The sequence below is a fragment of the Bradyrhizobium sp. AZCC 1678 genome, from assembly GCF_036924765.1.
In the GTDB taxonomy this organism is placed as follows: Bacteria; Pseudomonadota; Alphaproteobacteria; order Rhizobiales; family Xanthobacteraceae; genus Bradyrhizobium; species Bradyrhizobium algeriense.
Genome location: NZ_JAZHSE010000001.1, coordinates 5,139,675 through 5,161,943, shown reverse-complemented (window position 1 = coordinate 5,161,943; position 22,269 = coordinate 5,139,675). Strand labels below are relative to the sequence as shown.

Genomic DNA, 22,269 nt, shown 5'->3' with positions numbered 1-22,269 from the left:
TTTACACCATCCCTGCAAACCGCATCGCTACGCCCGCCGCGCACGACCCTGCCAACACCCATAGCATCCCAATGTTGAGACGGAAGATCGCCGTCGCCGCGGCCGCCGCCAGCACGAAGGCTGCGAGGTCGAGGCTTCCCCACACCGGCATGTCGAACGAGAGCCCGAACGAGCGGACCGGCGTGGTCTGCCGGAACAGCGTGTGCAATCCGAACCAGATCGAGAGGTTCAGGATCACGCCGACGACCGCAGCGGTGATCGCAGACAGCGCGCCCGCCAGCCCCTTGTTGCCGCGCAGCGTCTCGATGTAGGGCGCGCCGAGGAAGATCCAGAGGAAGCAGGGAATGAAGGTGACCCAGGTCGCCAGCAATCCGCCGAGCGTGGCCGCAACCATCGGCGACAGCGCGCCGGGGTCGCGGAAGGCTGCCATGAAGCCCACGAACTGCAGCACCATGATCAGCGGGCCCGGCGTGGTCTCGGCCATGCCGAGGCCGTCCAGCATCTCGCGCGGCTGCAGCCAGTGATAATGCTCGACCGCCTGCTGCGCGACATAGGCCAGCACCGCATAGGCGCCGCCGAACGTCACCATCGCCATCTTGGAAAAGAACAGCGCGATCTGGCTGAACACGTTTGCCTGTCCAAGCCCGATCAGCAGCGCCGCGACCGGCACCACCCACAGCAACAGCCACACCGAGCTTACGCGCAACGCGCGGCCGACGCTCGGGCGGACGTGGTCGGGCAGTTCGTCGCCGAGCAGGCTGTCGACGGCGGCCGACTTCTTGCCGCCGCCGCCATGCTCGATGGCGGCAAATTCCGGCCGTCCGCTCTTCGCGCCGAAATAGCCGGTCACGCCGGCCGCGATGATGATGATCGGGAAGGGGACGTTGAAAAAGAAGATCGCGACAAAGGCGATGGCCGCCAGCGCAATCATCACCCGGTTGCGCAACGCGCGCTTGCCGACGCGAACGACCGCGTGGACCACGATCGCGAGCACTGCACCCTTCAACCCAAAGAACACCGCCTCGACGAAGCCGACATTGCCGTAAGCCGCGTAGATGTAGCTCAGGCCCATGATGGCGATGATGCCGGGCAGGATGAACAGGCCGCCGGCCATGATGCCGCCCGCGGTTCGGTGCAGCAGCCAGCCGATATAGGTCGCAAGCTGCTGCGCCTCCGGGCCCGGCAGCAGCATGCAGTAGTTCAGCGCATGCAGGAACCGGCTCTCGGAGATCCAGTTCTTCTCCTCGACCAGGATGCGGTGCATGACCGCGATCTGCCCGGCCGGGCCGCCGAAACTCAATACGGCGACCCGCAGCCAGACCCGGAACGCTTCGCCGAAGCTGATGCCGTGACCGAGGTCGCGGCTTACGCCGGCCTTGGCCGCCTTGTCGATCGTGGCTTCCATTACGATTTCGCTTTGTTGGTCGGCCAGTTGTGCGTCTCGCCTGACGCGTCGCGGCACCAGCGGTAGAACGCGTCGTACAGTGTCATGCCGGCCTCGAGCTGTTCGAGATCGTCGTCGAACATGCGCGACAGGCCGAGCGAGGCGGCGAGCAACCCGGGTGCTTCCGGCGACAGATCGAGCCGCCCGGTATCGGCACCGCGCACCATCGCCGCCAGCCGCAGCAGCGGCGGCGTCGCCAGGCCAAACTCCTCGATCATGACGTCGAAGGTGCAGAGTTCGCGGCGGTGGCTCCAGAACACGTTCTCGACGTCGAAAGGAGCCGCGTTGAACCGCTCTCCGACCGCCAGCACTTCCGGCGGTGAGACGAACAGGAACACGGCGTTTGGATCCACAAAGCGCCGGATCAGCCAGGGGCAGGCGATGCGGTCGATCTTCGGCCGCGCGCGGGTGACCCAGACGGTGCGACCTTTCGCGTCACGCGCGGGCAGTTTTTCCGCCGGCACCAGCGGCAGTTTGGCCGCTTTCCAGGCTTCAAAACCGCCTTCCAGCGCTTCGGCCGAAACATCGAGATGCCGCAGCCAGGCGGCCGTGCCCTGCGCCAGTTTCTGACCGCGCAGGCAGACGACAATGGCCGGGCGGCCGGAAAATTCCTCGCCCCAATCGGCGGCTTGCTCGTGGTTGCGCCTGATAGCACCGGGAATCAGCCGCGGGTCGGCGGCGAAATCCTCGTCGGTGCGAACGTCGATCAGGGCCGGCGTATTTGCCGTGCCGATCAATTTGGAAAGCTTGTCCGGAGATATCGTGGTGTAGGATGACATGGCTGCGCCCTCGTAAAAAAACGGGACGCGATACTTGGGCATGTCGCCTCGTGGGGAGATCGCAAAATCCCCATGGGGGCGAATTAATCGCGTGCGGCTTCTTCTGTCAACCCGCTAGCGGGCCCACGTTGGATGCGTGAGAGCGAAGCGAAACCCATCATTTCGTTCGTCGGCACCAATCGATGGGTTTCGCTTCGTTCTACCAATCCTACCCAAGGGGCGCTTGCGAACTGCCGGTTTCGGTCCTAGCTTGCGCGTCATCGGGGACGAAGCAGGCTCCCCGTCAGACGGTCCGCCGTCCAAGCTCTGCGCACACTCGACGTGTCGAGGATGGCGCATGGACGCTGGGATGACCGATATCGCGACTGAACCAAAACCCTCCACTGCCAACGCGCTGATCAGATTGCTTTATGTCGCGCGGGGCCTGCGCGGCTTTGGCGACGGTTTTGCCATCATCATTCTGCCGGCCTATATGACGGCACTCGGATACGACGCCATCGCGGTCGGCATCGTTGCGACCGCATCGCTGTTGGGAACGGCGCTGCTGACGCTGATCACAGGCTGGATCGCGCCGCGCCATGACCTGCGCGCGCTCCTGATCTTTGGCGCAGGTCTGATGGCGGCGACCGGCCTTGCGTTTCCGGGCGTAGAGCACTTTGTCCTGATCGTGCTTGTGGCGTTCATCGGCACCATCAACCCCTCGGGCGGCGATCTCGGTGTGCTGGTTCCGCTCGAGCATGCGGTGCTGGCGAAGAGCGCTACCGACGACCGACGCACGCAGGTGTTTGCGCGCTACAGCCTGATCGGGGCGCTCTGCACCGCCGCCGGCTCGCTTGCGGCAACCTTGCCCGATCTGCTGGTTGCACACGGCGGCACCACGCTCGGCGCGTTCCGCCTGATGTTTTATGCCTATGCTGCGCTCGGGATACTCAGCGCGGCGCTTTACCGTTACGTCCCACACGCGCGCGGCGAGGAGAGGGCACAGCAAGCGCCGCTCGGGCCCTCGCGCGGTACAGTCTACAAACTTGCCGCGCTGTTCAGCATCGATGCGTTCGCGGGCGGCTTCGTTGCCCAGTCATTGCTGGTGCTCTGGCTGTTCGAGCGTTTCGACCTGTCATTGTCCGCGGCCGGATTGTTTTTCTTTTGGTCGAGCACGCTCAGCGCCTTTTCCTATCCGGTCGCCGCCTGGATTGCCAAGCGCATCGGTCTCGTCAACACCATGGTGTTCACGCACATTCCCTCCAGCATCTTCCTGATCCTGGCGGCGTTCTCGCCGAATCTCTATCTGGCGCTCGGATTGCTGTTGTTGCGCTCGGCGCTGTCGCAGATGGACGTGCCGACCCGCACCTCCTACGTCATGGCCGTGGTGACGCCGGCCGAGCGGCCGGCGGCTGCCAGCGTCACCGCCGTGCCGCGCAGCCTGGCATCCGCGATCAGTCCGGCGATCTCGGGTGCGCTGCTGACGACGTCGTTTACGGGGCTACCGCTGGTGGTCTGCGGCACGCTGAAGATCGCCTACGACCTCGCGCTCTTGTTCTCGTTCCGCCATATCAAGCCGCCGGAGGAGAAGCGCTAGCGGTCGATCGACGGTTCAATGCTGCGCGACGGCTGTTTTGTCGAGCGCGGTGCGAACGTTGCGCGCCAGCTTCAGAGCGTCATCATTGGCCCAGAAATGAACGAAGAACATGCGCGGCTCTTCTGCAAGCATGTGGCTGTGGATCGCGGTGACCTCGATATCTCCGGCACGTAGCGCCCGGATCAGGGGATTGACCTCGTTGCCGGTCACGAGAAAATCGCCTGTTATGGCGGCCTTGCCACCGCCGGTCGGCTGAAAGTTGATGGCGTTCGCGCCGCCGAGAGCGGCGTTGACCTGCATTCCGTTTTCCTTGGCCGGATCACGCCTTGGAATGCCGTACTGGTAGACGCCGCCATTCACGGTACCCTTGGCGCCCATTGCAGCGTCGATTGCTGCGGTATCGAGATCAATCGCCGGCGCCGCGGTGGCGGTGGTGGCCGGTGGATCGAAGGGCGTCTTGCTTGCCGAAGAAAGCGCCGCGCGGATCGCTGTTGCTATTTTTTCGGGGTCGCCGTGTCCCGCCACATGCATGTAGAAGGTCGCGGGAGAAGCGCGGAGAACGTGATTGTGGATCGCGCTGACGTCCAGCCCGCTATCCAGCAATTTGGTCATGACCGGCGTGATTTCTGTATCTAGCAGCACCAGGTCGCCCATCAGCATCGCCTCTCCTTGCATGGGCGCGAAGGCGACCCATCCTCCGAGCGCCAGCGCCGGCTTGATCGCGACGCCGTCCAGCGTGACGTGCAGATCGGATCGCGGCAGCCCGTAACGATGCACTTCGCCGCTTACCGTGGCGATCTTTCCGATGGCAGCGTCTACCTTCTTCCAGTCGATAGCATCGGCGCGGGCGGCCTGTGACAGCAGGAGCGCTGTGCCGAGCGCGAGTAGCGTAAGAGATTGCTTCATGGTGCTCTCCTTCTTGCGCCCATGTTCGGCCGCACATGGCAAGGTTCCCGCGAGACGTGACGCAACGCGGCCGAGCATTGATGGATTATTGTGAGTCTGGGTAAGCATTCGGGCATGTGTATGCGCCTCCGGGAAACCGGGACGCGATACTTGGGCATGACGCCTCGTGGGGGGATCGCAAACCCCCATGGCCGTATTCAGCCACACTGAAGTGGACTGTCAACGTGGCCAGACGCCGGCAACCGTAACGGTGTGATGAGAACGGCGCGAAAGCCTTTATTACAAGCGCATTTACCGCGAAACGTTCGGAAAAACGAAACTGCGTTCACCTTCAATTGATCGATGGAGGTAGGATCGCTTGGCCTTCGGCTTCAGCGCGGCTACCAGGGCGGTCGCCGTCCGTCGGGGAGGGGGTCCATCAATCGTCGCTCATCACGTACATGCGACCATTGCGCCAGCTTGATCTCCGGAGAGTCGGGCGCGTTGGCCTCTTCCGCGTGAAAGGCGAGGTTCTGGTTTGCCTGCACCTGGTATTTGGCGGCCTGTGCGAGCCAGTACCATTTCTTGTCCGGTTCGCTCAGCGCGCGCTGACGGCACTCGGCTTCCAATTCACGTAAGCGGGTCGCTTCATTCATAGCCAATTCCAGAGCCTTGAAGTTCCAACAGAGCGGAGCCTCGAAACCACCGGAAACGGGTTCCGGCACCTCGTCATGACAAAAACTTCTTGACGCCCTGCTATGCAGGTCGGAGGCAATTGATTGAAATTTAGAAATGGATTGATGCGATAATTAATGGGCCTGGCCGGGGCTGCCCCAATCCATTGCGATATTGCTCGCGAATGCCCGCCTACACGATCAGCAGGGCGCCCGAGACCAGAAGAAGCGCCAGCACGATCTTCCGGAACGTTGCCTCGTCGAGCCACCCGAACAGTTTCAGCCCAAGCCAGGTGCCGGCGAACAAGGCCGGCAATCCGATCAGGAACAGCTTGATCGTATCCGGCGTGATCGCGCCACTGGCGCCGATCCACAAGGCGCTCATGGCGAAGATCGCAACCGCCACTGGTTGAAACACCGCGCGCTGCACGTCCTTGGGCCAGCCGCGCAAGCCGCACCAGATCGTCACCAGAATTCCGGCAAGCCCGGTGATGCCGCCGAGCACGCCGTTGAGGAAACCTATGCCGGCGTCGGCCGCGCCGCCGCCCGCTTTCACTGCGGGGATGGCCGGCCGCAGCAGCGCGTAGAGGCTGTAGAGCACCAGGAAGGCACCGACGCCCATGCGCACATGGGCGGGATTCGCCCAGGTCAGGATGCCGACGCCGATGGGAACGCCGAGCGCGGCGCCGGCCACGAACGGCCAGAGCCGCCGCCAGTCCAGCGCGCCGCGCAGCTTCCAGATCGAATAGCCCTGCACGAGCAGCCCGAATGCGATGATCAGCGTCGCCGTTTGCAGCGGGGTGAGGATGTAGAGCCAGATCGCCGATACGACGAGGCCGAAGGCGAAGCCGGACAGGCCGGCGACCAGCGCGCCGGCGAACGTCGCGAGAAGAAACAGCGGCAGTTCGAGTGTCGTTCCATCCATGTGCCCGCTCCACAGAAAAGCGAGCAGCGCTTGAATGGGATCGCCATTTGACGGGGAGGCTGCGATTTCCCCGTGTTCAGGTTATGCCCGGCAAGTCCTGGCGCGCAAGCTGTATCGTCTGGCCTGCTCGCGATGATCGCGCTGCTGACAGTTGCCGCCATGCTGACAGTTGTCGCCAACGGATAGAAAGATTCGCACGACAAACGTTTTTTGCTCGCACGCTGCTCTGTCGCGACCATATGTTCAGCCAAGCGCTGCAGTCGATGGCGCGTTGAATGCGGAGAGACGGCGTGGGCGAATGGGTTGGGGTCGCGATCGCGTTGGTCTCGAGTTGTCTCGGCGGCACCGCGGCGGCGATCACGCGCTATCTCGCCGGCAACACCGATCCGATCACGCTTGCGATCCTGCGCTGGGCGATCGGCTTTTGTTGCGTGCTGCCGGCGGCGCTGTTGCTGAAGGCGCGATGGCCGCAACAGCGGGACTTGCCGGCCGTCGCTGCGCTCGGCTTTTGCTTCTTCGGCGTATTCTTCGTTCTCTACAACATCGCGATGTCCTACACGACCGCGGCGCGCGCCAGCCTCGCGTTGGCGACGTTGCCGCTGCATACGATGGTGGTCGGCGCGCTGCTCGGTATCGAGCCGCTGACGAAACGGAAATCGATCGGGGTCTGCATTGCGGTGCTTGGTGTCGCTGCCGCGCTTGCAACGGGATTGTCGGCCGCGCCGCCAGGAGCCTGGCGCGGCGAGCTGATCATGACCGCGGCCGTCTTGTGCATGGCGTTCTACAATGTCTGGTCTCGCCCCTTCATCCAGCGATCGAGCGCGCTTGGCTTCCTGACGGTTGGCATGGGAACGGGCGCCGCGGCGCTGATCCTGGTCGGCTTGTCGACGGGAAGCGTCGCGGCATTGAGCCAGTTCAGTACGCCGCAATGGATCGCCGGGATTTATCTCGGCGTTGCCGGCGGTGCGCTGGCGTTCATCCTGTGGGTGCTGGCGCTGGAGCGGGCGTCGCCGACGCGCGTCGCCAACACCATGACCGTCAATCCGCTTGCGGCGGGGCTGCTGGCTACTCAGTTGGTCGGAGAGCCGATCACGCCGAATCTCGTGCTCGGGCTTGTCGCGGTGTTCGCCGGGATCTGGATCGCAACGTCGGAAGTCAGGAAGCCTGCTTGATGCCCACGCCGCCGCGATGGCCTCGATCTCGATCAGGAAATCCGGACCGTAGAGCTTTGACACCTCGACCAGGGTGACCGCGGGGGCGGCCGGCGGCGCCACCGAGGCAAAGAAGCGATTTCGGGCTTCGCGATAGGGGCCGAGATTATCCATGTCGGTGAGGAATACCGTGAGCTTTACCAGATTGGCCGGCGTGCACCCGCGGGCCTCCAGCGCAATCGTGAGATTTCGAAACACCTGCTCCGCCTGGGCTGCGAAATCATTGCTGCCGACCACATTGCCGTCGCGATCGAGCGCGGTCTGGCCGGCGATGAAGATGATGCGCCCCGCGGTCACCTCGACGATCTGCGAATAGCCGGGTGGCGAGCCGAGTTCAGGCGGATTGATGCGGGTGATCATTCAGGCATCCTCTTCTGTCGTCACGCTTCGCGGCGGCGGCGCCCGCAGCAAGCACAGCGCCAGCAGCGCGGCAAGGCTGAGCGCCGACGACACGATCAGAATGCGGCTGCCCATGACGTCGATCAAGAGACTGAAAGCCAGCGGGGCGCCGGCCTGAGCGATCCGCGCCGGTGCGCCGATGATCCCGAGGCGGTAGGCATAGTTCTGCGGGCCGAAGATCGCGAGCGGCATCGTGCCGCGAGCTATGGTCAAAATGCCGTTGCCGGCGCCGTAAAAGACCGCAAACACGCTGGCCGCGCCGCCGCCCGCCAGGCCGAGGATCGCCGCGCCGATCGGGTGCGTCAGGCATGCCAGCCGGCCCGAGACCAGCGGGTGATAACGACTGAGGAAACTCGCCTCGAAGATGCGGGCCGCCACCTGCGCCGGACCCATCAGCGCGCCGGCCGCGACCGCTTGCAGCGATGTCGCGCCGGCGGATTCCAGGATGCGCGGCAAATGCGCGGCCATCGCGCCGGTGACGGTCCACGCGGCGGCGAAGGCGAACGCCAGCAGGATCATGGTGCGGTCGATCGGGATGTGCGGCTTGATGGCGGCGGCAATGGCGGCCTTTGCGCCCGCGACCGGCGGCAGCATCAACCAGTTGATCGGCAGCCCGATCAGGATGTGTGCCGCCGCCCAGGCAAAGCAGGTGTTGCGCCAGCCGATCGTCTCCAGCCCCCACGCGGTCAGCGGCCATCCGACCGTGGAGGCGAAGCCCGCGATCAAGGTGATGCCGGTAATGGAACGCCGTGCCTTGTCGCCGTAGATGCGGCCGAGCGCGCCGAAGGCGGCGTCGTAGAGGCCCGCACCCATGCCGATGCCGAGCAGGAGCCAGGCTGTAAGCAGCACCGGTATCGAATAGGTGAGGCCGAGCAGGGCGAGCCCCGCGGCCAGCGTGACATTGGAAATCGACAGCACGGAGCGGCCGCCGACCAGATCAATCTGCCGGCCGATGCGCGGGCCGAGCATCGCCGAAATCACCAGCGAGGCGGAGAACGCGGCAAAGATCCAGTTCGAGGAGACGCCGAGATCGCGCGCGATCGGATCGGCGAGGATCGCCGGCAGATAATAGCTGGAAGCCCAGGCCAGGGTCTGCGTCGTGCCGAGCGCGACAATGATGGAAAACTGGCTGCGGTTCACGGCTGTGGAGTCTCTCTTCTCGACCAATAGAGCGCCAGGGGTCCAAGGAGGATGCCCGCCGCCAGCACCGAAAATGCGGCCATCCAGGCCGACGCACTCTGCGGGCCACCCGCCGCATCGAGCGCTATACCCACCGCCCATGCGCCAAGCGCGGATAGGCTGAAGCCGACGGTCGAATGCATCGCCATGGTGGCGCCGCGATGGCTCGGGTCTGCGGCCATCGACATGCCCGAGGTCAAGGCACCGGAATCGGCAGGAACCGTGATGGCATAGACCAGCATCAAGGGCAGCAGCAGCCACGGCGATCTCTCGGCGCATATACCGATCAGAAGCGCAACGGCGGCGGAGGAGAACATCACCGCCGTGACGGCACGGTGGCGGCCGAACCTGAGTGCGAGCTCATTGCCGAGAATGCTCGCGGGCATCGCGAGCAGCGAGAACACGACGCTGACCACGATCGGCGTCAAAATCGAGGCGTCTGAATTTCTCAGCGAAACAAAGGTCCAGAACGCCACGATCCAGGTTCTGATGCCGTAGAGCTCGAAACAATGCGCGCCGTAGCCCAGCACGAACCCCATGGCATTCCGGTTCTGGAACACCGGCGCGAAATCCAGCAGGCGTCCCGTCGCCGGCTTCGGCTCGACCGGCCGCAGCAGGAAGCAGACGGTGAGCATCACGAGCGGCCCGGCGGCCGTGACGAAGAATGCACTGCGCCAGCCCCAGGCTTCGGCGACGAGTTGGGAAACCAGAAACGACAGGCCGACCCCGAACGAAAAGCTCGACGTGTAAAGCGTGATCGCGCGGGATGAATCGCCCGGCGCGAGACGATCCGTCAACGCTTTCAGGCCTGGCATATAGGCGCCCGCAAAGCCCACACCGGCGATCGCGTTGAAGAGCGCGCCCGACCAGAGGCCGGTGGCGAACATGCCGAACAGCAGCGTGCCGAGCGCGCTGAGTGCGGAGCCTGCAATCAGGATCTTGCGCGCGTCGACACGGTCGGTGAGCGTCGCCAAAAACGGGACAGCCAGCATGTAACCTGCCGCACCCGAGCCCGCCAGCAGGCCGGCTTGCGCGCCGCTAAGATGCCACTCCGGAATCAGGAACGCCGCAAGAATGGATGGCACGACGACGTGCGGGAGCAGGCTGCCGAGTTGCCCCAGGCACATCGCGACAATGACGGATCGGCCTTCCAGAAAAATTCCGTTCACTCCCTCTTGATCAGGAGGCGCAGCCGCACCCCGTCTTGCCGTCCTGCTTTGATTTCTCATCCGCGACGCAACACGCGTCAACATCCGATAATGCAGGGCCGCCGCAACAATTGCTGGCATCTAGCGCGAGCGCTCGGCTGCAGACACCGGTCTCGGGCAGCACCAGTTCGACGCGCTCTGCGGCCGGGCGGTCGCCGACGATGTCGGCGGCAATCGAGCGCACCTGCTCGTATCCCGTGAGCATCAGGAAGGTCGGCGCGCGGCCGTAGGATTTGATGCCGGCGAAATAGAAGCCGGGTTCGTCCTGCGCCAGTTCACGGGCACCGTGCGGCCGCACGGTGCCGCAGCTATGCTCGTTGGGATCGATCAGCGGCGCCAGCGCGACCGGGCATTCGATCGCCGGATCGAGCCGGATGCGCAACTCGCGCGCAAAGTCGAGGTCCGGGCGAAAGCCCGTCGCGACGATGAGCTCGTCGACGATGACCCGGCGGGCCGAGCAGCCGGAGAGGGCGCCCACGACAAGGTTGGGGCCGTCGGCGATGAGATGCGAAACACGAAATCCGCTTTCCAGCTTGATCCGGCCGGCGGTCACCAGTGCGGCAAAAGCCGCACCCAGCTCGCCGCGGGCCACCAGTTTGTCGTTGGCGCCGCCGCCAAAGGCCTTGGCGGGATCGCTGCCGCGCAACAGCCAGACCGGTCGGGTTTCAGGTACTTCTGCCGCAAGCTTCGCCAGATCGGTCAGCGTGCCGATCGCGGAATGTCCTGATCCCAGCACCGCGACCGTTTTGCCGGCATAGCGTGCGCGGTCCTTACCCAATACGTCGGGCATGCCGTAGGCGATCCTGTCGGTGGCCTCTGTCTCGCCGATGGCGGGGACGCCGTTCGCGCCCGCCGGATTCGGCGAATGCCAGGTGCCGGATACGTCGATGACCGCATCGGCCTTGACGATCTCAGGACCTTTCCCGTTCTGATACCGGATTTCGAACGGCGCCGTTTCGCGGCCCTTGGTCTTGAGCTTGTCGAAGCCCGCCCGGCTGATACCGGTGACGCGGCTCGACGTGCGGATGTGCGGCTTGAGCGCGGCGTGGGCCGCAAGCGGTTCGAGATAGTGCTCCACCATCTCCGCGCCGGTCGGATACTGATCCGGTTCGGGAGAATTCCAGCCTGTCGTCGCCAGCAGCCGCGCCGCCGCTTTGTCGACGTTGTATTCCCATGGCGAGAACAGTTGAACATGGCCCCATTGCCGCATGGCGTGGCCGACATTGTCGCCGGATTCCAGCACGATCGGCTGCAGGCCGCGCTCCAGAACATGGGCGGCGGCGGCGAGGCCGACCGGCCCGGCTCCGATGATCGCGACGGTCTTGGCTTTGCTCATGGCATTCTCCCATAAAACTGGAAATATCGAAATAAAGGTCGCAAACGATGATGCTTATGCCGCCGTCTTGGCATCCTTTGTTTCAGCGCTCTCCGTGCAGCATTCCGCGACCAGAAAACCCACCAGCTCCCGCATCACTTCGTAGTTGGCGTGGCAGATCAGCGTGGTCGCATCGCGCACCTGCGTCACCAGGCCCGCCACCACCAGCGCCTTGATGTGGTGGGAGAGGGTGGAGGGCGCGATCTTCAGCTTCTCCTGCAGGCGTCCGACCGCAAGCCCGGCACCGCCGGCGCGGATCAGCGCGCGGTAGATTTTCAGCCGGGTCGGATTGCCCAGCGCTTCGAGATGGGCGGCGGCGTCATCGAGTTTCATGGCGACATCCTCTCACGCGAATCCAGTATCGTCAACTATATTTCTAGAATCATCGAAATAGAGCGCGGTGAATAGCTTCTGGCGGTTGGGTTGACAGAAGATAATATATCGATAAGTCTGGATATATGGAATCAGAACAAGCCATTCTCGCGCTGGCAGCGCTTGCTCAATCGACCCGTCTCGACGTGTTTCGCCTGCTGGCGAAGCACGAACCGGACGGGCTCGCTGCCGGTGACATCGCCAAGGCACTCGCCGTGCCTCAAAACACTATGTCTTCGCATCTGGCCGTCCTTTCCCGGGCGGGACTGGTAACGGCGCGGCGCATCAGCCGCTCGATTGTCTACCGCGCCGATCTCAAGGCCTTTCAGGCCGTAGTCCTGTTCATGTTGCGGGATTGCTGCGACGGGCGTCCTGAGATCTGCGGACCGCTGATCGAAGACCTCACGCCTTGCTGTCCGCCAAAGACAAGGAGGAAAGCGCATGTCTGATTGCATCTACAACGTTCTCTTCCTGTGCACCGGAAACGCCGCCCGTTCGATCCTGGCGGAATCGATCCTGCGCAAGGATGGTCATCGCAACTTCCGCGCCTTCTCCGCCGGCAGCCAACCAAAGGGGACGGTCAATCCATTTGCGATCAAGGTTCTCAATCGCCTTGATTACCCCACGGCCGAATTGCGATCGAAGAGCTGGGAAGAATTCGCAGGTAGCGATGCACCCGTGATGGATTTCGTTTTCACGGTTTGCGACAACGCCGCGGGCGAGTCTTGTCCGGTTTGGCCGGGACAGCCGTTGACGGCCCATTGGGGGATTGAAGACCCGGCGGCCGTTGAGGGAACGGACATCGAGAAGGAAGCGGCCTTCGTCGCGGCGTTTCGGTATCTCAAGAATCGAATTGCTGCCTTCACCAGCCTGCCTTTGGTTAGCATCGACCGGCTGTCGCTCGGGACACGGCTGCGCGACATCGGCCGTATCGACGGCTCAACGTTCGGTCAAGACAGGGCTGGCTAATGTCCGAATTCGATCTGCCACGCCGGCTGGCGGCCGAAGCACTCGGGACCGCGCTATTGGTCGCGACCGTGGTCGGCTCCGGCATCATGGCCGAGACCTTGACCAAGGATGTCGCACTGGCGCTGCTCGGCAATACGCTGCCGACCGGCGCGATCCTGGTGGTTCTCATCAGCATTCTCGGGCCCGTCTCCGGTGCGCATTTCAATCCCGCGGTATCGCTGGTCTTTACCTTGAAAGGCGAACTGACGGCGCGCGATGCGCTCGGTTACATTGCCGCGCAAGTGGCCGGAGGGGTCGCCGGAACCGTGGTGGCGCATGCGATGTTCGCGCTGCCGCTGATTGACGCCTCGCTGAAAATGCGAACCGGTGGCGCGCAATGGTTCGCCGAGGGAGTCGCCGCGTTCGGCCTGGTGGCGACCATCCTCGCCGGCATCCGATTCAACCGGTCCGCGGTGCCTTGGCTGGTCGGCCTCTACATCACCGCGGCCTACTGGTTCACGGCCTCGACCTCGTTTGCCAATCCTGCCGTTGCCATCGCGCGCTCGATGACCAATACGTTTTCGGGCATTCGTCCCGCCGATCTTCCCGGCTTTATCGCGGCCGAACTCTGCGGCGCGGTCGTGGCGCTGATCTTCATGAACTGGCTGCTGCGCGGCGCAGGCGAGGCGGCAACGACCAAGGAGGCTCAGCCATGAGCGTGACCATCTATCACAACCCCGCCTGCGGCACCTCGCGCAACACGCTGGCGATGATCCGGCAGAGCGGCGAGGAGCCCGAGGTCATCGAATACCTGAAGACGCCGCCGAGCCGCGCCCGGCTGGTCGAGCTGATCAAGGCCCTGGGCCTCAAGCCACGGGAGCTGTTGCGCGAAAAGGGCACGCCCTATGCCGAGCTTGGCCTGGCCGATCCAAAGTGGAGCGACGACGAGCTGATCGACCTCATGCTTGCTCATCCGATCCTGATCAACCGGCCGATCGTGGTGACGCCGAAGGGCGTGCGGCTGTGCCGGCCGTCGGAGCTGGTGCTTGATCTGCTCGATCACCCGGTCGATTCCTTCGTCAAGGAAGACGGCGAGGCGGTGACGCGCGCGAAGGGTTGAAGGGCGCGAGGCTTTCACCCGTCACGATTGCGCGGCATAATGGCGGCATGGAACTCACGTCCCGTCTGCGCCTGATGAACTGGCTGGTCAACCAGGGTCTCACAGGCCTACCCGAAAATGATCTGATCCGCGGTTTCTGCCAACGCTGCCGCGCCGAAGGCCTTCCCGTATCGCGCGGGATGGTCTTCATCGATACGCTGCACCCGATTTTCGAGGGCCGCGGCTTTCGCTGGAACGACGCCGAGACCAACGAAAGCGACGTCTTCGAATATGGTTCGACCAACGAGGGCGAAGCCGCGCAGGCCTGGCGCAGTTCGATCTTCTACCACATGCTCGAAAACGGTCATGAGGAACTGTCGGTCGACCTCGCCGATGGCGGGACTCACAGGTTCAAGTTCGTGAACGAACTCGCCGAGAAGGGCCACAAGCATCTGGTCGCCTATGTGCACCAGTTCGGCGAAGCCGGCACAATGGGGCAGATGGACTGCGTCTATTCCTATTGGGTGACCCGGCACGACGATGGCTTTGGCGCGCAGGGGCTGGCGGCGCTGCGCGACCTCGTGCCGGTGCTGGGGCTGGCGATCAAATCCGCGGCGCAGGCCGACATCACCAAGACGCTCGGCCGCGTCTATCTCGGGCGCGACGCGGCCGAACAGGTGCTGCGCGGCCGGATCGCGCGCGGTGTCACCGAGCGCATCAACGCGGTGCTGTGGTTCTCCGACCTGCGCGGCTCGACCGCGATCAGCGAGAGCATCGATCCCGGCGAGATCATCCCGTTCCTCAACGATTATGCACAAGCCTCGATCGACGCCATCCATGACGCCGGCGGCGAGGTGCTGAAGCTGATCGGAGATGGTGTGCTGGCGATGTTCACCCATGACAACATGGCGGTGGCAAAACGCGCAGCACTTCGCGCCGAGCATCGTTTCCGCCGCAACATGAAGGCGCTCACCGTCCGCCGCACGGCCGAAAACCGGCCGGTCACCACGGCCCATGTCGGCCTGCATGTCGGCGAGGTATTTTACGGCAATATCGGCAGCGATGACCGGCTCGACTTCACCGTGGTGGGGCCGGCCGTCAACGAGGTCAGCCGCATCGCCTCGATGTGCCGCTCGGTCGACCGCGAATTGTTGATGTCGTCGGCGTTCCGCGCAGGCCTTGATGCCGCCGGGCGAAACTATCTGGTGTCCACCGGCCGCTATGCGCTGCGCGGCATCGGCCGCGCGCAGGACCTCTACACGCTCGATCCGGATATTGCCGCGGATGAAGTGGTGGCGGGGAAGTACGAGCGGTATCTGGCGGGTTAGGCCGCGTTGCCGGCCTTCGCCCGCAGCGTGTAGAGCCCAACCGCGGCAAACGAAAACCCCGTCAGCACCACGCCGAGCGCGAACAGCGCCTCGTGCGAGATCGTCGCGGCGAGCCAGACGCCGATGGCCGCCGTCATCATCTGCCAGAAGCCGACCAGCGCGGAGGCAGCGCCCGCTTTGTCGCCGAACGGGGACAGCGCTTGCGCGGTGCCCAGCGGATTGACGATGCCCATGCCGAGCAGGAACACGCTGAGCGCGCCCAGATAGGAAAGGAGCGTGGGGCTGTAGAGCGAGACCAGCAGCATCGCGATGCTGCCGGTGGCGGCCGCCAACAGCCCGCCCCGGATCGAACGGTCGAGCCCGTAGCGCGGGCCCAGTCTGGTTGCGAGCATGCCGGCGGCGAACACGATCAACACGGTGCCTGCGAAGAACAGGCCCAACTGGATCGGCGTGAGGTGCATCGCCTCGATGAGGATGCGCGGTGCGGCCGAGAACATCGAGAACAGCCCGCCCATGATCAGGCTGACGGTTGCGGCCGGCACCACGAAGCGGCGGTCGGCGATCAAGCCAGAATAGTTTTTGGCGATGGCGAGCGGATCGAGCGGGATGCGCGTTGCGTGATGGGTCTCGCCGAACACGGTGCCGTAGGCGATGGCGCCGAGCGCCGCAAAGGCCGCGACCAGGACAAACTCGGAACGCCAGCCGAACGTGTGGTCGAGCGCGCCGCCGAGCAGCGGCGAGAAGCCGGGCGCCGCCGCCATCGCGATCATGATCAGCGCCATCGCGCGCGCCAATGCAGCGCCCGAAAACATGTCGCGGGCGATCGCGCGGGACAGCACCGACGTGGCGCAGGCGCCCGCCGCCTGGATCACGCGGCCGATCAAGAGGCTGGTCAGGTCGGTCGCCAGCGCGCACCAGACGCTGCCGGCAAAGAATACTCCAAATCCGATCAGCACCGGCCAGCGGCGGCCGTAACGGTCCGAGATCGGCCCGACCGCAAGCTGACCGACGGCGAACACGGCGAGAAAGATCGTGATCGCCGAGGTCACCGCCGCGCTGGTGACGTTCAGCGTCGCCGCCATCTGCGGCAGCGACGGCAGCAGGATGTTGGTGGCGAGCGTTCCGGTCGCGGCAAGGCCTGCCAACACAGCGATCTGCAAGACGGTCGAAGAGGCCTCGGTACGGCGGCTGGCGTCGATCGCGGCGGTCTGGTCGGTCATGGCGGTTCCCGTTTTCATATGAGATGACGTATATCATATAAAACGGGATCAGAAAGCAGCAATCGGCCTCCTACGGGCATTTGGAATAAAACACACGCTTACCCCGTCATTGCGAGCGAAGCGAAGCAATCCATCGTGCCGCGCAAGGAAAGAATGGATAGCTTCGCTGAGCCTGTCATCCGGCGGCGTTAGGCGCCGACCGGGTGGCTCGCAATGACGATTTCGCCAACGTGCCTACCGGTCCGCTAACAGCGCGCCGGCTCGCCGACCATGTCCGGCTGCCGCGCCAGCGAGACCGCCGGCGACAGCAGGATCACCAGCGCCTGTGCGCCGAAGATGATGACTGCGAGATAGAGGCAGGCTTCCGCGCTGTAGAGCCCGCCGACGATGGCGCCGAGCGCGGAGCCGAGCGGACGGGCGCCATAGCTCATGATGTTGATGGCGGAGACGCGCCCGAGCAGCGACGGCGGCGTCACCGATTGCCGTAGCGTCGTGGTCGAGATCACCCACAGGATCGGGCCGACGCCGAGCAGGAAAAAGCTTAAGCCGGCGAGCCATGGCGTTGGCACGATGGTCGTCAGCGCCATCACCATTGCGGCGACGAAGCCGGTCACGGGTCCGAGCCCGATCACGGTACCGAAGGCGAGCCGCTGCATTATCCGCGTTGCCAGCAGCGCACCGACCACCATGCCGACGCCATACATCCCAAGCGTCACGCCGACGCCGGTGGCCGACAGGCCGAGATGGCGCACGGCGTAAGGCACGAAGACGGCGAGCAGCAGGAACGACGCCGTATTGAAGATGAACTGGGTGATGAACACCGGCCGCAGCAGCGGGTGATGCAGCACGAACGCGGCGCCCTCCCTGATCTCCTGCAGCGGATGGCGGCGCGGGGCAGGGGCGCGGGTCGGTTCATAGATGCCCGACAGCAGCACGACCGCGATCACGGACAGCGCCGCGGCAAAGCCGAAGGCAGGGGCTGCGCCAACCCATCCGACCAGCACGCCGCCGAGCGCCGGACCACTCGCAAAGGCCACCGTGCGCGCGAGTTCAATCCGTGCATTGGCTGCAGGCAATTGCTCCGAGCTGACCAGCGACGGCACCAGCGCGGGCGCGGCGACGCTGTAGGCGACTGTTCCGCAGACGGCGATGAAGCCGAGCAGGGAAAGCAGCGGCAGCGTCATTTGCCCCAGCCAGATCAGCAACAGGATTCCAGCCAGCGCGGCCGCCCGCAGCGCCTCGGAGCCCGCCATCACCCAGCGCCGCGAGATGCGGTCGGCGAGCAGGCCGGCCGGAATTGCAAACAGGATGAAGGGCAGCGTCAGCGCGGTCTGCAGCAGGCCGGTCTGGCCTTCGCCGACGCCGAGCAGCAGCACCGCAACAATCGGGGCCGCGGCCAGCGCAATTTGTTCGGCCGATTGGGCGGCCAGATTGGACCAGGCCAGGCGGTTGAAGGTTGCGGGCAGGCGAGGCGTCGCGTCGGGTGACATGGCGGAATTCCCTGGGAGATTCGATTCTCGCCTATTGTCCGGCCTAAGGACGATCCAACCCACCCGTTTCCCGACAAGCCTTTCTACAAACAAAAAACCTCCACACGTGAACGTGTGGAGTGCGCCGATCCGCCGAAGTTGTTTGTTGAACTCGCATCAAACGTCAAACAGGAAATCGTGCTTTGTGAGTTCATGAGGCCGCACGTCGGTCAGTTCGATCCGGTCGTCACCGACCTGAACCACCGTGTTGCCATGGTCGCCCCAGATTTTGACATCGCGAAAGTCCAGACGGCCAGCGTTCTCAAACACCAGCATGTCGACGCCTGGATCGAAGTCGGTGATCTCAGCTTTGGTGGATCCGAAATCAAACACGAATCGGTCAGCACCGTCATTTCCCGTCATTGTCTGCTTGCCGGTTCCGGCGAACAGATAATCGCCCTGCGGACCGCCGATCAGCGTATCGTTGCCATTGGAGCCGATGACGATCTGGCGGGCTTCGGGATCTTCGGACTCCACGCCGCCGGCAACGCCGGTGTGCCGCACGTAGGTGACGAAGACATCGTCCTGGATATGCTTGGTGTCGGTATTGCGCAGAATGATGTCCGCCAGCGTCGTGCCCTTGATCGCGGCCAACGTCTTGGAATCGAATCCCTGACTCTCGAACCAGAACCGGTCGCCATCGCGCAACGCCTCGAACTGCATCGTAAGGATGGCCTGGAAGGTTTCGCCGACAAGTGCGCCCGGGACATGATTTTCCGACAGGCCGCCAGTCCACAGGCCGACATTGTTGACATTGCCGTAAGCCGCTTTCAGTCCGGCCAGCGTCTCCGGGTCGCTCGTGATCTGGCTGAAATCCGTGTAGGGGTCGAGGCCGAGGGCTTCGCGGGTCTGGTTGAGCGTGCCGAGGCCAAGGTCGCGCGCGCGCTGGATATTGATCGCGGCGAGATCCAGAGATACCGGCGGATCGAAAAGAAAATTGCGCAGGTCGTCGACGATGCGCGCATCGAGCGCCTGTGATGGATCGGCGGCCAGGTGGCGCAATTGTCCGTCGGCGCCGCCATTGTCAATGAAGTTTGCCGCCGGCTGGAAGAACACGTCCTTCAGGTCTTCCTCGGAGCCGGCGATGACTTCGCCGTTTTCCGCAAGGCCTTCGGTTTCGCCCGACACGATCGAATGTCCGAAGCGGAACGCCGCGGCGACGAATTCCAGCGACAAATGGGGATCGACATTGGGATCATAGCCGTCGTAGGGCGTGAGCGCGTTCTTGCCGACGAGGTTTGGCAGGAATTCCGAATAGGTGATGTTGGCGATTTCCGCCGTCACGATGGCGCGGGCGTGATTGTAGAGTTGGTCGCCGCTCCAGTTCGGGTGCTCGAGGTGCAGCTTGTCGACCTGATAATTGTGTTCGCGCACGAACAGCGTTTGCAGCGCGGTGAGCGCCGGATTCTCCGCGGCGCGGACGTCGCCGGCCACCACCATGCCGTCGACGATCGGCAGGTTGTTGCCCTGCGACGTCAGCATGTGGCCGTCGGCGGTGCGCAGGCTGGCGGCGGTCGCGGCGCTGGACCCATAGACCATCGAGGCGTCTAGCCAGGCGGTGTTGGAATTGACCGCCATGGCTGGATTGGACGTGCCCGCACCGGTCGTGGGATCGATGACGGCGCGGGTGATCGGAATGATGGTGCCGGCGGGTAGCACGGGATCGCCCGCGGGCACCACCACGCTGATGTCGCTGACGCCGTTGGTCCGGGTCAGCGTTATGTCGTGATCGATGAACTGGCCCCAGGCGTACATGAAGGCGGAGACGCCTTCCGGGTTCGCCACATCAGGGTCGCCGGCGCCGACCACAAGATTGCTGATGGTGCGCGGATTGTTGCCGCCGAGCGGGACGGAGATGCCGTCGGCGAAATGCGCTTCCCCGATGCGTCCGAATTCGGTGCCGGCAGCGTTGAGGGTGGAATCGGATTGATTGTTCTGCGAGCCGTCGAAGCTGCGGTATTCGATTTTTGCCGGCTGCGGCGGGCCCGGTTGGCACGGCAAATCGTGATGGCCATGCCCGCCATGCGACTCATGCGGCCGGTGCGAATGGCCGTGAAAATCGCCGAAGTGAAAATCGTCACGGTCTCCGTCGTGGTCTCCCCAAGTCCGGTCTCCCAAAGTCCGCTTGAACTGGCGCATTCGGCTGCTCCCCTCAGTTGCAATTGCGAATTAATCGCAATTACTGTCACTAATGAGAGGCATTTGCAACAAGGAGGCGTGCGACTGTCGGCCTCACCTGCAAGCCCCCTCTGGTTCCGGCAAGGCACAAGGGGAGGGTGCCAAGAAAAAGGCCTGCCGCGTCACGGCGGCAGGCCTCGTTTGTCGTCGATTTTGTACGGGCGTCTGGCCGCTTACGTCTTGGGGCCGAGCGTCGCCTTGCCCGTTCCCGAGATCGTTGCGGGCGGTGTCATCTCGTCATCGTCATCGTCATCTTCTGCGGCCGGCGGCTCGGCGGGAGCTGCCAGTTGCTGCGCGGCCAGCGCGTTGGTCAGGGTGGTCAGCGCATCCGGGCCGGCGGCGAAGCCACCCTCGGCGAGGATCTTGTCGATGATCGGCTTGAACGCCGAGACTGACAGCAACTGTGCGGCAAGGCCGTCGCCGAGGCCAAGACCGTTGCCATGACCGTTCATGGCGCCGTTGCCGCCGCGGCCGAGCATGCCGCCGGTGTCGAAGATCCGGATGTCGGAAATCTTCTCGATCGGCTTGACTGCTTCGGCCAGCGCGTTCGGGATGATGTTGATGCGCGCCAGCGTGAGATCGTAGTCGACCATTGCCGAAGAGAGCTTGTTGCGGGCCTCCGCCTTCAGCGCCGCTACCTCGGCCTCGGCCTGGCCGAGCGATTTGACGCCGGTCGCGCGGGTGATCGCGGCCTCGGCGTCGGCCTTGGCCAGCACGCTGATGGCTTCCGCCTTGTTGTTGGCGGCCTGGTTTTCGGCTTCCGCCATCACGGTGATCGGCATCGCCTCGGTCTCGGCGGCCTTGCGCGCCGCGATCACGTTGATGATCTTGTCGCGTTCGGCGATTTCGACGGCTTTGGCGGTGGTGACCTTTTCCTCGGCCGCGATCGCAAGCGCACGCGCGGTCTCGGCGACGGTCTGCGCCTCGGATTGCTCCTTGCTCTTGGTGGCGACCGCGATCGCGCTCTCCTGCGCGACGATCTGCAGGTCGCGCTCCATCTCGGTGTTGCGGCGTTTCACCGCCAGGTCGGCCTCGATCTTTCTGGTGTCGCGCAACTGATTGGCTTCGGTCTGCTTGTTGGCGACCGCCAGTTCCTGCTGGATGCGGTATTCCGCTTCGTTCTGCACCGCGGTCTGCTCGACCTGTGCGGTCTGCGCACGCATCGCGGCGGTCTTGTTGGCGATGTCGCGCTGCTGCGCCAGTTCCGCCTCGCGCTTGGTAGCCTCGATCGTCAGCGTGGTTTGGCGGGCGACGAGGTCCTGCTGCGCGATATTCACCTCGGTGGTGCGGACGATCTGGTTGCGCTCCTGCTCGCGTTCCCTGGTGATCTTGGTCAGCGTCGTCAGGCCGTGCGCGTCGAAGAAATTGCTCGGGTTGAAATGCTTGATGTCGCTCTGGTCGAGGCGCGTCAGCGACACCGACTCGAGCTCGAGGCCATTGTTCTGGATGTCGGCGCCGACCGCTTCCTGCACTGATTTTACGAAGGTCGCGCGCTGCTCCTGCAGCTCTTCGAGGTTCATGGTGGCGGCGACCGAACGCAGGCCGTCGACGAATTTGGCCTCGATCAGCTCGCGCAGTTCGCCTGCGTTGTTGGTGCGGCTGCCCAGCGTCTGCGCGGCGAGCGCGATCGACGAGCTGTCGGGTTTGACGCGCAAATAGAATTCGGCGCCGATGTCGACGCGCATGCGGTCCTTGGTGATCAGCGAGTCCGGTCCGCCGCGGGCGACCTCGAGCCGCAGCGTCTTCAAATTGACCGCGGCCGTCGAATGGAAGACCGGAAGGACGATCGAGCCGCCGTCGAGGACGACTTTCTGGCCGCCGAGGCCGGTGCGGACATAGGCCTCGTCACGCGTCGAGCGGCGGTAGAGTTTTGCAAGCAGGAGACCGATAACAAGAACGACAATGACGCCAATAGCGACGGGTACTGCAAGTTCCCACAT

20 protein-coding genes and 1 pseudogene are annotated in these 22,269 nt (G+C 64.2%); 7 read left to right on the top strand and 14 right to left on the bottom strand.

The window, feature by feature from the left end; translation table 11 throughout:
• Position 1 precedes the first annotated feature (1 nt).
• Positions 2 to 1,405, bottom strand: a complete 1,404-nt coding sequence (gene chrA, locus V1294_RS24635) for a chromate efflux transporter (RefSeq protein WP_334500738.1) — start codon at positions 1,403 to 1,405, stop codon at positions 2 to 4.
• Positions 1,405 to 2,223, bottom strand: coding sequence for a chromate resistance protein ChrB domain-containing protein (locus V1294_RS24630; RefSeq protein ID WP_334504801.1), 819 nt, complete (start codon positions 2,221 to 2,223; stop codon positions 1,405 to 1,407). The genes chrA and V1294_RS24630 overlap by 1 nt, the downstream gene beginning before the upstream one ends.
• Positions 2,224 to 2,572: 349 nt before the next feature.
• Here V1294_RS24630 and V1294_RS24625 point away from each other — a divergent pair, with 349 nt between their 5' ends.
• A complete protein-coding gene (locus V1294_RS24625; protein ID WP_334500735.1) occupies positions 2,573 to 3,799 on the top strand; it encodes an MFS transporter in 1,227 nt (408 codons plus the stop codon).
• Positions 3,800 to 3,814: 15 nt separating this feature from the next.
• On the opposite strand, the gene V1294_RS24620 is transcribed toward V1294_RS24625, so the two are convergent.
• From V1294_RS24620 to V1294_RS24610, 3 genes are all read right to left on the bottom strand, one after another.
• Positions 3,815 to 4,705 carry a DUF1259 domain-containing protein gene (locus tag V1294_RS24620; RefSeq protein ID WP_334500733.1) on the bottom strand — a complete coding sequence of 297 codons (891 nt, stop codon included), beginning with the start codon at positions 4,703 to 4,705 and terminating at the stop codon, positions 3,815 to 3,817.
• 380 nt (positions 4,706 to 5,085) lie between these two features.
• Positions 5,086 to 5,340: a hypothetical protein gene (locus tag V1294_RS24615; protein ID WP_334500731.1), complete on the bottom strand. Its 255-nt coding sequence runs from the start codon at positions 5,338 to 5,340 to the stop codon at positions 5,086 to 5,088.
• Between the two features lie 211 nt (positions 5,341 to 5,551).
• A complete protein-coding gene (locus tag V1294_RS24610; protein WP_334500728.1) occupies positions 5,552 to 6,283 on the bottom strand; it encodes a sulfite exporter TauE/SafE family protein in 732 nt (243 codons plus the stop codon).
• A 290-nt stretch (positions 6,284 to 6,573) separates the two neighbouring features.
• Here V1294_RS24610 and V1294_RS24605 point away from each other — a divergent pair, with 290 nt between their 5' ends.
• Positions 6,574 to 7,455, top strand: coding sequence for a DMT family transporter (locus V1294_RS24605; protein ID WP_334500727.1), 882 nt, complete (start codon positions 6,574 to 6,576; stop codon positions 7,453 to 7,455).
• 69 nt (positions 7,456 to 7,524) lie between these two features.
• Here the strand turns inward: V1294_RS24605 and V1294_RS38105 are convergent.
• The 5 genes and pseudogenes from V1294_RS38105 to V1294_RS24580 form a co-directional block, all read right to left on the bottom strand.
• A pseudogene (locus tag V1294_RS38105) lies at positions 7,525 to 7,854 on the bottom strand (RidA family protein); the annotation flags it as partial.
• The gene (locus V1294_RS24595) at positions 7,855 to 9,033 is read right to left on the bottom strand and encodes an MFS transporter (RefSeq protein WP_334500722.1); all 1,179 of its coding nucleotides are present in this window, start codon (positions 9,031 to 9,033) and stop codon (positions 7,855 to 7,857) included. It abuts the pseudogene before it with no gap.
• On the bottom strand, positions 9,030 to 10,199 hold the full coding sequence (locus tag V1294_RS24590) for an MFS transporter (protein WP_334504799.1): 1,170 nt from the start codon (positions 10,197 to 10,199) through the stop codon (positions 9,030 to 9,032). The genes V1294_RS24595 and V1294_RS24590 overlap by 4 nt, the downstream gene beginning before the upstream one ends.
• A gap of 52 nt (positions 10,200 to 10,251) precedes the next feature.
• On the bottom strand, positions 10,252 to 11,616 hold the full coding sequence (locus V1294_RS24585; protein ID WP_334500720.1) for an NAD(P)-binding domain-containing protein: 1,365 nt from the start codon (positions 11,614 to 11,616) through the stop codon (positions 10,252 to 10,254).
• A 54-nt stretch (positions 11,617 to 11,670) separates the two neighbouring features.
• On the bottom strand, positions 11,671 to 11,988 hold the full coding sequence (locus V1294_RS24580; RefSeq protein ID WP_334479909.1) for an ArsR/SmtB family transcription factor: 318 nt from the start codon (positions 11,986 to 11,988) through the stop codon (positions 11,671 to 11,673).
• Positions 11,989 to 12,113: 125 nt separating this feature from the next.
• On the opposite strand from V1294_RS24580, the gene V1294_RS24575 reads away from it, so the two are divergent.
• Genes V1294_RS24575 through V1294_RS24555 form a run of 5 tightly spaced genes read left to right on the top strand, consistent with a single transcriptional unit; the run spans position 12,114 to position 15,402 of the window.
• Entirely contained in the window at positions 12,114 to 12,476 is a 363-nt protein-coding gene (locus V1294_RS24575) for an ArsR/SmtB family transcription factor (RefSeq protein WP_334500718.1), read from the top strand.
• Positions 12,469 to 12,996, top strand: a complete 528-nt coding sequence (locus tag V1294_RS24570) for an arsenate reductase ArsC (protein WP_334500715.1) — start codon at positions 12,469 to 12,471, stop codon at positions 12,994 to 12,996. Before V1294_RS24575 ends, V1294_RS24570 begins: the two co-directional genes overlap by 8 nt.
• Positions 12,996 to 13,691 carry an MIP/aquaporin family protein gene (locus tag V1294_RS24565; protein WP_334500712.1) on the top strand — a complete coding sequence of 232 codons (696 nt, stop codon included), beginning with the start codon at positions 12,996 to 12,998 and terminating at the stop codon, positions 13,689 to 13,691. Before V1294_RS24570 ends, V1294_RS24565 begins: the two co-directional genes overlap by 1 nt.
• The gene (arsC, locus tag V1294_RS24560; protein ID WP_334500710.1) at positions 13,688 to 14,095 is read left to right on the top strand and encodes an arsenate reductase (glutaredoxin); all 408 of its coding nucleotides are present in this window, start codon (positions 13,688 to 13,690) and stop codon (positions 14,093 to 14,095) included. Before V1294_RS24565 ends, arsC begins: the two co-directional genes overlap by 4 nt.
• Positions 14,096 to 14,142: 47 nt before the next feature.
• The gene (locus tag V1294_RS24555; RefSeq protein WP_334500709.1) at positions 14,143 to 15,402 is read left to right on the top strand and encodes an adenylate/guanylate cyclase domain-containing protein; all 1,260 of its coding nucleotides are present in this window, start codon (positions 14,143 to 14,145) and stop codon (positions 15,400 to 15,402) included.
• On the opposite strand, the gene V1294_RS24550 is transcribed toward V1294_RS24555, so the two are convergent.
• The 4 genes from V1294_RS24550 to V1294_RS24535 all read right to left on the bottom strand — a co-directional run bounded on the left by V1294_RS24550 (position 15,399) and on the right by V1294_RS24535 (position 22,269).
• Positions 15,399 to 16,622 carry a multidrug effflux MFS transporter gene (locus tag V1294_RS24550; RefSeq protein WP_334500708.1) on the bottom strand — a complete coding sequence of 408 codons (1,224 nt, stop codon included), beginning with the start codon at positions 16,620 to 16,622 and terminating at the stop codon, positions 15,399 to 15,401. The genes V1294_RS24555 and V1294_RS24550 overlap by 4 nt on opposite strands.
• Before the next feature lie 245 nt (positions 16,623 to 16,867).
• Positions 16,868 to 18,112: an MFS transporter gene (locus tag V1294_RS24545; RefSeq protein ID WP_334500706.1), complete on the bottom strand. Its 1,245-nt coding sequence runs from the start codon at positions 18,110 to 18,112 to the stop codon at positions 16,868 to 16,870.
• A 156-nt stretch (positions 18,113 to 18,268) separates the two neighbouring features.
• Complete coding sequence (locus V1294_RS24540; RefSeq protein WP_334500705.1) at positions 18,269 to 20,290, bottom strand: peroxidase family protein; 2,022 nt, start codon at positions 20,288 to 20,290, stop codon at positions 18,269 to 18,271.
• A 212-nt stretch (positions 20,291 to 20,502) separates the two neighbouring features.
• Positions 20,503 to 22,269 (bottom strand): flotillin family protein, encoded by a 1,767-nt coding sequence (locus V1294_RS24535; protein WP_334500703.1) that lies wholly within the window; start codon positions 22,267 to 22,269, stop codon positions 20,503 to 20,505.